Genomic DNA, 14,764 nt, shown 5'->3' on the forward strand with positions numbered 1-14,764 from the left:
CCAGCCCGCCTTGTTTTTGTGACACATGACGCACCATGACTCCGTGACCCCTCAAGATTCGGGGAGCCACGGAGCCATTTTGCATCCATCTACCGGGAATTACCGAACTTCTTTCAACTCCACGCGGCGATTTTCTGCCTGGCCGGCGGGTTTTTTATTGTCTGCGAGGGGGTGTGTGGCACCGAACCCCTTGGCCGACAAACGGCCAGCGGGAATGCCGTGTTTCACCAGATAGTCCTGCACGGCCTTGGCCCGTTTTTCGGAGAGGGGTCCGTTCAGTTTGGGGCCGCCCCGGCTGTCCGTATGTCCCTGGATCTGGAATTTGAGACCCGGGTTTGCCTGCAACACCTTGACCACTTCATTCAGGGATGCATGTGCGCTGGCAGGAATGTCCCAACGTGCGGTCTGGAAGTTGACATTCTTGATCACCCAGCACCCTTCTGAAGTGACAGATGCACCCTTGAGTGTATCCGGGCACTTGTCAAGTCTGTCCACAACGCCATCACCATCGCTATCGACATCCAATGGACAACCACGACTGTCTACTTTTGTGCCACGCGGCGTATCGGGACATTGATCCCGTTTGTCGGGGACACCATCACCATCGGAATCACGATCAGGCTCAATCCCGCGGGCAACAGGCGCGGCAGGCTCCGGCTCTCTCACCGGGCACCCCTTGGCATCCACCTTCGTTCCCTTCGGGGTATCGGGACACTGATCGGTTCCATCGGGAACACCATCGCCATCACTATCTCGCCAGGACTCTTCACCGAAGTAGACCTGGGTTCCAACAGTTGACAAGGGACGGGCACCCTTCTGTGGGTGCCACTGCGGCCAACCCTGCGACATCCAGCCCTCTTGCAGCGGACCTGCCACGGACAAATCAGACCCCAGAACCAGGGAAAACACGCCCAAGCCGAGGACCGCCGAGTATTTCAACAGTTTCATCTCTCCTCCTTCATTTTTTTTTTGTTGCAAAATTTCATTTTAATTTTCAGAAAGCCGAACCACGCCACCCTGTCAACAAGCCATTCTGGCTTGCTCAGAAAAGCCGAAGCGAGACTTTATACCATTTTTTCAACCGATTTCCATACCAAAAACACACTTTGGCCCGTTTGCAGACAAAGAGATTCGAGTTCTGGCGCAACTGCCTTGGTAAAACCCGGAATTCGATGTCTGACGAAAGCCGCATCGGATCGATCCATTGCTTCTCGGACCAATCCGGTGGTGCTTCGTCGTATTACGGAGTCTGTCTCAGTTCCACCCGGCGATTCATGGCCCGACCGGTTTGGGTGGAATTGTCCGCAATGGGATGGCTGGCACCGTATCCTTTTGTCGTCAGACGATCTTTGGGAATACCGCGCTTGACCAGGAAGGCCTTGACTGCCTCGGCCCGTTTATTGGAGAGCCTCCGATTGATCTTGTCCGTGCCCTGACTGTCCGTATGTCCCTGAATTTCAAAATTCATCCCGGGATTTTCTTTCAGCACCCGAACGACACTTTGCAGGGAGCTGTAGGCACTGACCGGAATTTCCCAGCGATTGGTCCGGAAATCGACATCCTTGATCACCCAACATCCTTCGGAAGTGACGGAGACACCTTTTGGGGTATCCGGACATTTATCCTGGTCGTTATTGACCCCATCGCCATCGGAGTCAAGAATGCATCCGAAGGAATCCACCTTGACACCCAGCGGGGTATGGGGACATTGGTCCTTGTCGTTCGGGACACCATCCATATCTTCATCCACGGGGCACCCTTTTGCATCCACGCGCAAGGCTTTCATTGTGTTGGGACATTCATCGTCCTCATCCGGAACCCCGTCGCCGTCACTGTCGATGGGACCTTCCTGGCCAAAAAAGAGTTGGGTGCCGGTCCTGGCAAAAGGATGTTCGCCCCGCAGAGTATGCCATTGTGCCCACCCTTCAGAGGACCAGCCTTCCGCTTCTTGTTCGCCAGCCTTGGCCGGGCCGGTTCCGAGGATCAGACACAAGATTCCCAGCCGGATAATGGTCAAATAAATTGATTTCATCTTGGCCTCCTGATTTTCTTTCCACTTCGCAACTCAACCCGATTCCCGGAATCGATATAAATTCCCGGCAATATATGTACACCCATATTGCCATAAAAAAAGGGACTGGACCATGGTCCAATCCCTTTTGAAAGCTACAGGAGTCACAATTTCTGTCTGTGGCTCATGGCTGTCTGGTCACCCTGGTCACCACCAACCCCAGGGACCACCACCCCAACCGTTGCCCCAGCCACCACCCCAACCACCATTCCAACCACCATTCCAACCACCCCAACCATGGCCAGGACCGCCACCCCAGTAACCGGGACCACCGCCCCAGTAGCCAGGACCGCCTCCCCAGCCATAATTACCCCAACCATAGCCTGGACCACCACCCCACCAGGCTTCGCTGGAACCAGGAGTTGCCATTGTTCCCATGGCGAGCATGGCTGCAACACCCAGCACGGCAATGGACTTTTTCATGATTTCCCTCCTTACGCTGCTGAAGAAAAAAACGCACACGTTTTTTCATATACCCAAGGAGACCCGTCCATGGCAAGCCATTTTTTTACACTCAATGTTTCCAATCCAAACAACGATGTGCTATGATCTTGCGAACATTCAATGGAGGCTGTCATGTCGCACACCATGATCACTTTCGATACGCATACCTACGTCAAACGACTGCGGGAGGCCGGTGTCCCGGAAGTCCAGGCCGAGATTCAGGCCGAAGCCCTGTTGACCCTCCTGGAAGACCGTTTGGCAACCAAACAGGATGTTGCATCGCTTCACCTGAATATTGAGTCCATGCGTGCCGAATTAAAACGCGACCTGGAAGCGATGCGTGGAGACTTGAAACGCGATCTGAAGGAAGCGGATGGCAAGATCGAGTCCCTGCGTGCCGATTTGAAACGCGATCTGAAAGAAGCAGATGGCAAAATCGAGTCTCTGCGCGCCGATTTGACGCGGAATATGGAAATCATGCATGGAGACTTGAAACGCGATCTGAAGGAAGCAGATGGCAAAATCGAGTCCCTGCGTGCCGATTTGGCACGGAATATGGAAATCATGCGTGGAGACTTGAAACGCGACATGAAAGAAATGGATGACAAACTTGAAGCCATTCGCGCCGAATTGAAACGCGGTCTGAAGGAAATGGATGGCAAAATCGAGTCCCTGCGTAACGATCTGAAACGCGACCTGGAGACCATGCAGGCCAGCCTGCAACGCGACATGGCCAGAATGCAGGCCGAAAATCAACGCTGGATGGTCGGCGTTGCTGGTGCCATTGTCATGGCCATCTTCGCCCTGCTCCGTGTCACCGGGGCCTGACCAACTCCTCCGCCATGTCGCCCATGATCAAAATTCATCGTTGAATCAATATTTTGTGTATAGAAGCACAATGGGACATTCGCCCCCTGCGGCACAAGAGACTCCAGGAAAAACCGGTCGCAACCATGGCCGGATACCCAATCCACCAAATAAAATCCCACTGGAAACACCAGGATGGGTTTACGACTGGCGATGGCTTCCGCTAGAATCCCCCCGGACTGGGAAAGCGAGGATTGCTTTTCGATTCGTCAATCCTTGTTTGTTTGATCCAATGCCACTTGCCCGGAACTGGTCCAGCGACCTCAGACGGGTCGGCATCTCTTTTCTTTCAGGAACAATTTGACGCCAAAACGGGTGAACCATGGCCAATGTCGTGATCGTGGGAAGTCAGTGGGGAGATGAGGGGAAAGGCAAAATCGTCGATCTCCTGACCGAAAGTGCCAACGTCGTCGCCCGCTATCAGGGTGGACACAATGCCGGCCATACCCTGGTGATCAACGGAAAAAAATATGTCCTGCACCTGATCCCCTCCGGTATCCTGCATCCGGGCAAAGTGTGCATCATCGGCAATGGCCTGGTCCTGGAACCCTCTGCCCTGCTTCAGGAAATCCAGGAACTCACCAGCCAGGGAATCCCGGTCAACGGTGACAATCTCATGGTCTCTCCCCTGGCAAGCGTCATCATGCCCTACCATCGAGAACTGGATCTGGCCCGGGAAAAACTCAAAGGCGCAGGTAAAATCGGCACGACCGGACGCGGCATCGGCCCGGCCTACGAAGACAAGGTTGCCCGCCGAGGCATCCGGGTCGGAGACCTCTACAATCGCCCGGTTTTCGAAGAGAAACTCCGGGAAAATCTCTCCCTCCACAACTTCATGCTGGAACATTATTACAAGGCTTCCACCTTCGCGCTGGAGACGATCCGCGACGATTACCTGCGCATGGCCGACAGCATGGCTCCCTTTGTCGGCGATGTCGGTCATTTTCTCAGTGAACGCATCCGCGACAACGCCGCCATTCTGTTCGAAGGGGCACAAGGCACCATGCTCGATATCGATCATGGCTCCTATCCCTATGTGACCTCCTCTTCAACCGTCGCTGGCAACGCCTGCAACGGCACCGGACTGGGGCCTACCGACATCGACTACATCCTGGGCATCTCCAAGGCCTACACCACCCGCGTCGGCAGTGGTCCTTTCCCGACCGAACTCAACGATGCCGTTGGTGCCCATCTCTCCAAAAAAGGCAACGAATTTGGTGCCACCACGGGCCGGGCACGTCGTTGCGGCTGGTTCGATGCCGTGGTCATCCGGCACGCCATCCGCACCAACAGCCTGACCGGACTCGCCATCACCAAACTCGATGTCCTGGATGGTCTGGACAAGTTGCTGATCTGCACCGGTTATACCCGCAACAACGGCGAACCCTCCGACCACATGCCCAGTGATCCGGCCCTCCTCGGCGAATGCACCCCGGTCTACGAAGAGATGCCGGGCTGGCAAGCCAATACCCTGGGCGTGGACCGTTTTGAAAAACTCCCCCAGGCCGCCCGGGATTATATCCGCCGGATCGAAGAACTGATCGAACTCCCCGTGGCCATTGTTTCCACCGGGCCGGATCGTCTCCAGACCATCATTCTGGAAAATCCGTTCGATATCTGATTCTTGCTCAGCATAACCGTCCAATTGCAGACGATAAATCTGGAATGATCATTTTGTTGGGGCTTCACCCCAAACCCCACCAGGAGGAAGGGCAGAGCCGCTTCCTCCTGGACATCCATCCCAATTTTTTATTCGTTTTTTCTTTGTATCTATTCAGAACCCTTGCAAAAAAAGGATTTGATACAAAAGACTTTGTTGGGGCTCCGCCCCAAACCCCGCCAGGGGGAAGGGCACAGCCCTTCCCCCTGGACCCCCATCCCAGTTTTGCAAACGTTTTGAATGGGGAGGCTGAATAGTTACTTTTCTTTTTTTATTTTTCTTGTGATTGTTCTTTGGTTTTCAGAAACCGCACTTTTGGCCACTCACGACCGGCATTGTCCAAATGCCAGGCATTGCGGGCCAGGAACACCGGTGCGCCATCATGGTCTTCCGCCATGCTGGAGAGGTTGGCATCCTTGAAGGATTGCAGCATGGCATGATCGTCGCACTCCACCCAGCGGGCCGTGTGGAGTGAGGTTCCCTCGAAATGGACCTGGATGTTGTATTCGGTACGGATCCGGTCGGCCAGCACCTCGAATTGCAGGCTGCCCAGGACACCGATGATCCATTCCGACCCCAGATTGGTCTTGAAAACCCGGGCTGCCCCCTCCTCGCCGATCTGACACAGGGTCCGCCCCAGATGCTTGGCGCGCATGGGATCATCGGCCCGCACTTTCTGCAACAATTCCGGGGCAAAGCTGGGAATACCCGTAAAATGCAACTCCTCTCCCTCGGTCAGGGTATCCCCGATGCGCAGATTGCCGTGATTGGGAATGCCAATGATATCCCCCCCCCAGGCATCCTCCACCAGACCACGATCCTGGGCCAGGAAGAGCAAAGGGTTGTGGATGGTCAGCACCTTCCCTGACCGGACATGCCGCAACTTGCCACCCCGCCGAAAATGCCCGGAACAGATGCGCAGAAAGGCAATCCGGTCGCGATGTTTGGGATCCATGTTGGCCTGGATTTTAAAGACAAATCCGGTCACTTTTTCCTCGCCCGGATCCACCAGACGTTCCCGGGCCGGTTGGGGGCGCGGCGGCGGGGCCAGACGCACCACGCTTTCCAGGAGTTCCCGAATGCCGAAATTATACAGGGCGCTGCCAAAAAATACCGGCGTCAGGTGCCCGTCGCGATAGGAGTTCAGGGAAAATTCCGGACACAAACCGCGCACCATCTCCACGTTGTCCCGCAACCCCTGGGCCGCTTCCGGCGGCAGGAGTTCATCCAGGCGTTGATCGGTCAATCCCTGACAGGCAATGGCTTCCGGAACATGATCGTTGCGGCCTCGTTCCATGAAGAGCAACTGGTCATTCACCAGGTCATAACAGCCCAGGAATTCGCGTCCCATGCCGATGGGCCAGGTGGCCGGGACCACTTCCAGGGCCAGGTCCTGTTCCACCTCGTCCATCAGGGTGAACGGATCCCGACCTTCCCGGTCCATCTTGTTGATGAAGGTCATGATGGGCACATTGCGCAAGCGGCACACTTCGAACAATTTGCGGGTTTGTTCTTCGATCCCTTTGGCCGCATCGATGACCATGATGGCGGAATCGACCGCCGTCAGGGTGCGATAGGTATCCTCGCTGAAATCCTCATGCCCTGGTGTGTCCAGAAGGTTGAAGATGCACCCGCCGAATTCAAAGGTCATGACCGAGGCCGAGACGGAGATGCCCCGCTCCCGTTCCACCTTCATCCAGTCGGAGCGCGCCGAGCGGCGTTGCTGTCCCCGCGCCCGCACCTCTCCGGACAACTGAATGGCCCCCCCGAACAGCAACAATTTTTCAGTCAGGGTGGTTTTTCCGGCATCAGGGTGGGAAATAATGGCAAAAGTCCGCCGTCGGACAATTTCTTCTGGATCGTGTGTCATGGCACCCTATCAGTATGATAAACCCTATTGAAAATCCAAAATAAAACATCTACAAATCTTCGTCCCTCATCTCCCGCAACAATTGAACACTTGGCTTGCTCCATGGAGAATATGTGAATTCACCCATGTGTGCTTTGGCCTGCACCACACTGACCGTCACCATTTAAATTCTCCAGAAGCAGGCAAGTTCTCCAAAAAAGTATTCACTCCATTAGACCACAAAATCCTTCCAGATGCATCCTTTCGGAAAGATGATCGTAACCAACTGAATCAAAATCTGCATGGATCATGGCGATTGGACCTGTTGTCGTTTTTCGTCCAGCATGGTGCGAGCGGCGTCGAGACGGTGCTGAAACTGGTCGTCCCGGGCCGTGGCCAGTTCCTGCCAGCGTTGGGCGTAGGCAGATTTATTGTCCAGGGCGCGGGTGTGCAGCACCAGATGGGCCGGATTCCAGGTATCGTTGTCATTCCAGACTGTTTGGACATCTTCCAGGCGCATTTGGGATTTGAGCCACTTCTGAAAAAGATCGTATCCCCGGGCATGGGGGCGAGCCATGGCAAATTCCAGCACGGGGCGGTCCAGGGTGTTGAGAGGGATATCCTGTCCAGCGACATAAGCGAACGGTCGGGTCGTCAAGAGGGCATAGGGAATCCATGCCGGCAGGGTGACCAGTTTGTCCGTGAAATAACGCGCCAAGACCGCTTCCCGGGTCACGAGGTCCGGGTGATGGACACGCAAGGGTTCCTGGGAGGCCAGAATGAGAAAATAGCCGGAACGGACCAGGGCCAATCCGGCGTGTTTGAAACGGGATTCCAGGGTTTTCAAGATGATGCGGATACCCTCTTCGCCCACGCGATTGTCCACCCAGGTCATGTAGACCCCATCGTTGGCGAGGCAACGCCGGACGGCATCCAGAAAATCAATCGTATAGAGTTTCGAGGAACTAAAGTAGAGCGGCGAGGTGACGGTATTGACCACCAGATCATAGGTCCGGGAACACCTTTGCGTGAAATGGATGGCGTCATCGAGGATGTAGCGAATGTTGGTCACCTGGCTGAGATTTTGATTGTAAGGCTCCATGCGCGGCAACTGTTCCAGGACGGCGGGATTGATCTCGACGGCATCCGTGTGCTGGAACAGGCGGGCCACGGCACCGGCGCTCTTGCCGGATCCCACGCCCAACACCAGGGCATTCCCGGTCCGTGGGGCATGCACGGCAGCATAGGCCCCGACCAGGGTTTCGGAGGCCAGATCCAGGGGAATGCTGATGTAGCCATTGATGAGAAAATAGGGTCTTTGATCAAGATGGATGATGGCCAGGAGATCCCGGCCATGGGTATAACTGGCCACCTGTTGGAGGTCGGCACGGGCCTTGCGGAGCTTTTCGGGATTTCCGTAATGGCGATGCCCGACAAAAAGATGATTTTCCTGCCAAAAATATTCCCAGGTCGCCGTCAGGGTGGCACTGGCAATCAGGATTCCAGCCAGGAGGTGTACCGGGAAAGCATGCCTGGGCAGTCGGGAGGTGTGTTGAATTCCCCAGGCAATAAGCGACAGCAGGGCGATGGCGACCAGTATTTCTCCATAGCGCAGATGGACGTGCAGGAAAAACACCATGCCGAGAAACCCGGCAACATTGGCCAGGGAGGAGATGAAGAGCCAGTGGCCTGCATCCCGTGCCAGGTGGAGATGTTCTTTCAACAGTGCGGGAAGCAGGGCACCATACCCGGTGGCGATCAGGCCCGTAAGCAGGATCAGAATGACACTCTTCCAGAAGAGGCCGCCCGCCTGGCCCATGGCGGCAAACAGGGTGACATATTGCGCATAAAGAGCGCTCAGGTCCGAGAAGGTCAACAACAACCAGCCCACGCCGACGATGGTCAGCAGCAGGGCCGTGCCATACCGCCACCGCCACCGTTGCACCCCCCAGGCACCCAGGGTCAACCCCAGAAAAATGACGGCCAGAACCAGGGCAAAGCTCTCCCGGAAGGGACCGTAGACAAACTCGGTCAGTTTGACCATGAGCAACTGGAAGATGGCCGAGGCCATGCTCGCCAGGACCAGACTGGCCAGCACATGGGGAGGAACGGTTGCTGGTGCCCTGACGGGCGGGGGATTGTGTCGTTCCCGGGCAAAAAAGAACCACAACAGGATGGCCGTGAGAATATTGACCCCTGCCAGGGAGAGCAAAGTGATCCGCAGGCCAAACCGGGTGACCAGAAAAAACTCGACCACAAGGACCGTGACCATGGCCCCCAGATTGTAGAGGGCATAGGCCCGGGCAAACGGATTGTGTCCTCCCAGACGTTGTTCCAAATAACCCGCCATAAGGGGCAGTGTACAGCCGATCAGGATGGCGGGCAGGGACAGGAGGAGGATCAAAAACAGAATCGAGGTTTGGAGCGATCTTCCCAACACCAGGGGTGGGGCATAGAGGGCGGCATGGAGTCCGTCGCCACCCAAGGCAAAGGCGATACCACACAGGCCAATGGCAAGTTCAATGGCCCACAGCCAGCGCCAGAGACGATAGGCCCACACCGCACCAATACCGATACCACACAGGAAGGTGATCAAAATGGCAGCACTGACGACAAACTGGTCCCCGGCCTGGTTACCCAGGACGCGCCCGAACAACACTTCGTAGCCAACCCCGCAATAACCGGAGAGGATCGGCAGGATGATCATCCAAATGTGCGACAACTCAGTAGCACCCCACAGGCTGCCCGGAAATTTTCAGATTGAATCCTTTATATTATTTGCCTGATCATCTTTTCCATAAAATGGCTCATAGGACCAGATCATCCCCTGAACACTTTGGCCAACCGGGTCCCCGGATTGGCCCAGACGTTTGGCCAGGTTTTCCAGAGGCGGCACGATTTGTCTCTCCGCAACCTCCATGATGCGCTTCAGGCAGGCGTTTACCAACGGAATGCTGCGTTGCAGAAACATCGAGCGATTCGGATCATTGACTGCCGAGCATTGCTTCGCCAGAGCCTCACAAAACTTGACACAAGAATCCGCCAGAAATAATTTTTCATCATGAGAACAATAATAAAAATTGGGACCATTGATAAAACCAATCAACAGCGTCAAGGCCTCATCAAAACGATCTTCCCGATCCAGGAACTTCAACAGCGAAGGCAGCAGGGAATGGATCGCGGTATTTTGTTCCATGGCTCGTTGATACAAGGCTCTGGCCTGATCCAATTCCCCCGCACGGAGATGATAATCGCCCAGCACTGTCAACAATTCAGCTTGCCAGGCAGCGATTGTTTTGGCCATGGGTCCTTTTGGCAGGGCATCCCAGAAGGCCACTTCCCCGTGCAGGGAGTGGATCCGCTCAGACCCTCCCTCGCCGAGACAGAGGGTTGCATCCGGCATTTCCAAATGCCGACGCAGACCTGCCAGATATCCATAATCCCCATCCCAGGTTTGGTATTTTTCGACATAAACGCTGTTCATGTAGGGCTTGGGTACATGAAAACCATAACGAGTACCATGATTCACCCATTGCAGCCCGTAATGATCAATCACCTGAGGATGGATCGGAAAAGTGGGAGTGAAACTGAAATGCCCCTCCCAGTTATGATCGATATTTTTTTCCATGAGACCAACATGATGAAAAAGTCTGGCGGCCACGTAATAAAACAGGGGAGCGGTCGGATGCGTGGCGTCCAGGAACAATTGTCTGGAACAAAAAAGATCCTCGATCAAGCCGGCCACCGGTATATCCACTTCCTTGTCCAGGGCACGCAGCTTGTCGAAAAAGAGATCACGGGAACGATCCAGATCCAATAATTTTTTGATATCTGTCGTCATGAAACGGGCCAGGGTTTCCAGGGGAGGCAACTTTTTTTTGATCAGGTTATGTAAATTCCGATCCCCATGGCCACGTCGATTGTCTTCGCGGCCAAAAGGTCGCGGATAGGGGCGATACATGAAAAAGGGCCACAGCAGCTCAAGGGAGAGCATGGGAAAACTGACCTTGCGACACCGGGACGGCAGCCGGTCCGCGTAGTCGCAGGTATTTTCCCAAAAGCTTTTTTGTTGAAAAAAATATGCACAGTTCGACAAGAGTTCCCTGGCTGTGGCTGGTTCATTGCTGAGTATTTCAAATTGGCGATCCGGTTCAGGATCATCCGAAACCCGCAGCAACGCGATGGTATACTGCTCGACCAGTTCCAGATCCTTGATGGCCATTGCGTAAAAAGCCAATGATTGGCAATTTCCATGAAAAACAATCGTCGGCTTCATGCCTTCTCCAGATACGACAGACAAACTTTCATGACCACGAATTCCGCCCTTTGATTGTGCCACCTGACACACCAAAAGCAATCTCCCCGGAAGCATGCTTCCGGGGAGATGTTCACTCATTCATGCGGGGATCGAGTGACCCTGCATCTCAAAATTTTTCTTTCCACGACCCGGGGGTGATGGTGCCACCACCACTGCTGCTGCCGCCCGTGCAGGTGACGCCCGGGGCGAGCGACGCCACCGCTGTCGTCACGGCAGCATCAAAGGTGATCGCGATTTTGTTCAGTGTGACCTCACCTGCCGAAATGACCGATCCATGCAACTTCACATTGTTGTCAAATTCGGATTTTGCAGTACTGGAAGATGCATAGATCACAGCGTCGATGTCCGCGCCGTTTTTGGATTTAAACTCGGTATAATAATAGATACCAAGATTGGCAACAGTTCCTCCCTTGTTGATTTCGACATTGTTCTGTATGTCCGCAGTCTGTACGTATATTTTAACAACACCGTTTGGCGTGACTTTGATTTTTGAATTCTGATTCGCAGTCAGTGTGGAAATATAATATGTCCCAGGGGCCATATTCAGTGTCGCACCATTGCCAAGAGTCAGAGTCTTGATTTTGTATGTCCCACCTGACACATTGAAAGTGAGGGCTTGGTTATTGTTGATCGTGACTGTTTTATACTCACCGGTTCCCCTGGATGTATCACTGCTGACGGTCACGTCACCACTGGCCTCAGTGCTGGCCACAAAGGCGGACAAAGCGGGTATAGCGACAGTACCTGATTCCAACTTGCCGGCTTTGGTCAAGACATTACAACTGGCGCTGGTGCTGCTGCTTTTGTCGCTATCGCCACTCTTGTCGCTACCGCCACTTTTGCCATCGTCTTTATCCTTGCTCTCGGCAAAGGCGGGTTTTATCACAAGCGACCCAAACCATTTCTTCCACAAGTGATCCGGGAGTTCACTGGACTTCCCGCTATCCTTATCCCCAGACTTGCTATCCCCGGATTTGCTATCGTCCTTGTCCGAGGAAGAAGCGTTACATGCCGTAATGGTATTTCCATTGATCGTTGCATTATTCTTATCCACTGACAACAGGCTGTTGCCGATAACGCCATAATCGCAGGACCCACTGCTGGAACTGCCACATGACAAGCCAGGAAATTCGGTGACGCGCCGATTGTTGGTGCCAGCCGAGGTCACGGTCCACTGACTTGGTCCTGTGGATTTGAAGGTTGCCGAGAATTGTCCCTGACCGGCGATGGTCTGCGTCACCACAACGTCGCTGCCACTCTGGACTGCCCCTGAGAGCTGGGTCGGATCGCAATTTTTATCCTTCAACTGCTTGAGTATCGACTGGGTACCGGCTTCAGCCAGATTCAATGCCTTGTCACCCGATACGTTTTCCGCACTGGCTTTGTTGCCCGACACATACATTTTGGACATGACGACCCCGATGACCCCCAACACCGTCATCAGGACGATGGCCACAATGACCAACGACCCCTGCTGCCTGTTTTGTATTTTTTTCTTCGTACCCATGACTAGTTCCTCACAAAAACGGAGGTCCGAAAAGGGACATCCACAGTGGATCCACCCAGCCCGCTCAAGGTTTTTTGTATGGTAAAACTGATTGTGACAAGCTTTAACGTGCTGTTCCAGGTAAAACTGAGAGAGTTTTGTTTGATATTTTCCGCCAGGGCATTTGAGGTACCGCTGAGAATCATATAGATGGTCGTGGCGGATGCACCGCTTTGATTGAAGTTGACCGTGGCGGATTGATCATTGGTAAACTGAATACTGCCGGAGCCGCTTGGCTGGGTCACGGTGGATGCCGTGCCGCCCCGCAGCTCCCGGATCATTCTCTCCATGATCGCCTTGGCCTGGGATGGGATGGGGGTCAGGTGCATGCTGGAAAGATAGGCACGATAGGCATCGGCCAACATGCTCCCCCCGGCACTCATGAGGATTCCCAAAAGCGTGATGGTGATGACCATCTCGATCAAGGTAAATCCAGTCCTTTTTCCCACACGCCGCATCATGACGATCCCATCAATAGTTGGTGATGATGGTCTGTGCCGCACCCAACACATTGGCCGCCGTTGTTCCGGTCCGGTATACCTGTACAAAAATGCACTTGTAATCGCCACTCGTGTAATTGGTCCCATCACACGTCAAGGTACCTCCGGCCAGGGTTGCACCTTGGATAGCCACTGTCCGATCAAAATTCAGGCTGGCCCCGATATTGATATTCGTCTCATTCGGAAAATTGGTGGTTGTCACACTGGTAAACCCGCCCCCCTTGGATTTTTCAGCCTCCATTTGCTCGATGCGTTCTTGGGCCAGATATTGTGCCTGAAGCATTTCCCGGGTATTTTTCGATCCCAGGGTCACCTGAAGATAGAGTGGTACGATGCCTGCCATCACGACCGCCACGACGACGATGAACACGATCAGTTCGATCAGGGTGAAACCTTTTGTCGATGGTATGGAAAATCTTCCTTTCATTTCAGCGCACCAGACCTGTAGTGGCCACCACTTCCACCGTGGCGGTACTCGTTCCCATGGTCAATGTGATGGTGGTGGTCCCGGTCGTTGGCTCACCTCGCCCGCCAAAAGTGACGGTAAAATTGGAGAGGGTTACACCACTCAGAGTCGCTGTGGAAAGAGTAGTTCCCAAAGGATCGCGAATTTCGTAGGTATCGGTCGCGGTTCGCAGGATGGTATAATCACCGCTGCCGGTATTGGACATGGCCAGGGCCTGGGTCTGGCGGATATCCATGGCCAACTGATCGGACTTGCTGCGCAATTCCATGATGTTGCCGGGTGACTTGGCTGCGGCATAAACCGCCAGGATGCCAATCATGACGATCACCATGATCAATTCGATCAGGGTGAAGCCGCATTCTGCACGGATGGATCGCATCGGACCCTCCTGCCCTCTCCGGGACGGGCCACGCTTTCGACTCAATGGGCGCGGGTCCCGGTAATTCTGACTTTGACGGACATGTCGATCCCGGTATGGGTCAGGGTGCAAGTGGCTGCTTCCCAGGGTGCTATGGGTTTCTCCTCCACCCGATAGCTGCCGGAGATGCTGCGCGGTGGCAGAAGAATTCGCAATTGGCTGCAATCTTCAATGGCCTGGCACCCATCTTCCCCGGCGATGCAGAGAACGGCATTGGCGGCACTGGCATCATGCAGGCGTTTGACCAACCCCAGGAGCGAAGCCTCACCACTGACTTCCACCTGGGATTTGAGAAAGCCCCACATGAACAGGGCAAGTGAACCACCAAAAAGAAGCCCTACCAGATACTTGCGCAACATCTCTTTGCCACCACCCGCACACCCGGGCATTCAATCAGCCAATATCAACCAAAACCCTTTGCCGCCTGCCCGAAAAACCCACAGTCAGGTGATGCCATCCTGGCTTCCCATTCCAGCACCACCTGACGCATGACACCTGCCATCGAATACATGAACATCCCTGGACAAAACGCCATCAACCGCAAAAGCATGCCAGGAAATCAGGGCATGTAGGTCACAGTAAAGTTGGCTGTAATTGTCGTATCGGTGGTGTCGCTGAGTACACA

13 protein-coding genes are annotated in these 14,764 nt (G+C 54.4%); 2 read left to right on the forward strand and 11 right to left on the reverse strand.

From position 1 onward, the window contains the following. Positions 1-99: 99 nt before the first annotated feature. The 3 genes from HQL65_08825 to HQL65_08835 all read right to left on the reverse strand — a co-directional run bounded on the left by HQL65_08825 (position 100) and on the right by HQL65_08835 (position 2,494). The gene (locus HQL65_08825; GenBank protein ID MBF0136329.1) at positions 100-948 is read right to left on the reverse strand and encodes an OmpA family protein; all 849 of its coding nucleotides are present in this window, start codon (positions 946-948) and stop codon (positions 100-102) included. 292 nt (positions 949-1,240) lie between these two features. Continuing rightward, positions 1,241-2,032 (reverse strand): OmpA family protein, encoded by a 792-nt coding sequence (locus HQL65_08830; GenBank protein MBF0136330.1) that lies wholly within the window; start codon positions 2,030-2,032, stop codon positions 1,241-1,243. Positions 2,033-2,218: 186 nt separating this feature from the next. Beyond that, positions 2,219-2,494 carry a hypothetical protein gene (locus HQL65_08835; GenBank protein ID MBF0136331.1) on the reverse strand — a complete coding sequence of 92 codons (276 nt, stop codon included), beginning with the start codon at positions 2,492-2,494 and terminating at the stop codon, positions 2,219-2,221. Positions 2,495-2,647: 153 nt separating this feature from the next. Here HQL65_08835 and HQL65_08840 point away from each other — a divergent pair, with 153 nt between their 5' ends. Together HQL65_08840 and HQL65_08845 are read left to right on the forward strand one after the other, a co-directional pair. Next, positions 2,648-3,343, forward strand: coding sequence for a DUF1640 domain-containing protein (locus tag HQL65_08840; protein ID MBF0136332.1), 696 nt, complete (start codon positions 2,648-2,650; stop codon positions 3,341-3,343). 361 nt (positions 3,344-3,704) lie between these two features. Then, positions 3,705-5,003, forward strand: coding sequence for an adenylosuccinate synthase (locus HQL65_08845; GenBank protein ID MBF0136333.1), 1,299 nt, complete (start codon positions 3,705-3,707; stop codon positions 5,001-5,003). A gap of 310 nt (positions 5,004-5,313) precedes the next feature. Here HQL65_08845 and HQL65_08850 read toward each other — a convergent pair whose 3' ends face one another. From HQL65_08850 to HQL65_08885, 8 genes are all read right to left on the reverse strand, one after another. Next, entirely contained in the window at positions 5,314-6,912 is a 1,599-nt protein-coding gene (locus HQL65_08850) for a peptide chain release factor 3 (GenBank protein ID MBF0136334.1), read from the reverse strand. 286 nt (positions 6,913-7,198) lie between these two features. Next, positions 7,199-9,613, reverse strand: coding sequence for a spermine synthase (locus HQL65_08855; protein MBF0136335.1), 2,415 nt, complete (start codon positions 9,611-9,613; stop codon positions 7,199-7,201). 33 nt (positions 9,614-9,646) lie between these two features. Continuing rightward, positions 9,647-11,167: a hypothetical protein gene (locus HQL65_08860; protein ID MBF0136336.1), complete on the reverse strand. Its 1,521-nt coding sequence runs from the start codon at positions 11,165-11,167 to the stop codon at positions 9,647-9,649. 148 nt (positions 11,168-11,315) lie between these two features. Beyond that, positions 11,316-12,716, reverse strand: a complete 1,401-nt coding sequence (locus HQL65_08865; protein ID MBF0136337.1) for a hypothetical protein — start codon at positions 12,714-12,716, stop codon at positions 11,316-11,318. A 2-nt stretch (positions 12,717-12,718) separates the two neighbouring features. Further along, positions 12,719-13,216, reverse strand: a complete 498-nt coding sequence (locus tag HQL65_08870; GenBank protein MBF0136338.1) for a prepilin-type N-terminal cleavage/methylation domain-containing protein — start codon at positions 13,214-13,216, stop codon at positions 12,719-12,721. Between the two features lie 10 nt (positions 13,217-13,226). Then, positions 13,227-13,682, reverse strand: a complete 456-nt coding sequence (locus HQL65_08875; protein ID MBF0136339.1) for a prepilin-type N-terminal cleavage/methylation domain-containing protein — start codon at positions 13,680-13,682, stop codon at positions 13,227-13,229. 1 nt (position 13,683) lies between these two features. After that, complete coding sequence (locus HQL65_08880; protein MBF0136340.1) at positions 13,684-14,100, reverse strand: type II secretion system protein; 417 nt, start codon at positions 14,098-14,100, stop codon at positions 13,684-13,686. A gap of 41 nt (positions 14,101-14,141) precedes the next feature. Then, the gene (locus HQL65_08885) at positions 14,142-14,498 is read right to left on the reverse strand and encodes a hypothetical protein (protein ID MBF0136341.1); all 357 of its coding nucleotides are present in this window, start codon (positions 14,496-14,498) and stop codon (positions 14,142-14,144) included. Between the last annotated feature and the right edge of the window lie 266 nt (positions 14,499-14,764).

It is taken from the genome of Magnetococcales bacterium, from assembly GCA_015228935.1.
GTDB lineage: Bacteria > Pseudomonadota > Magnetococcia > Magnetococcales > DC0425bin3 > HA3dbin3.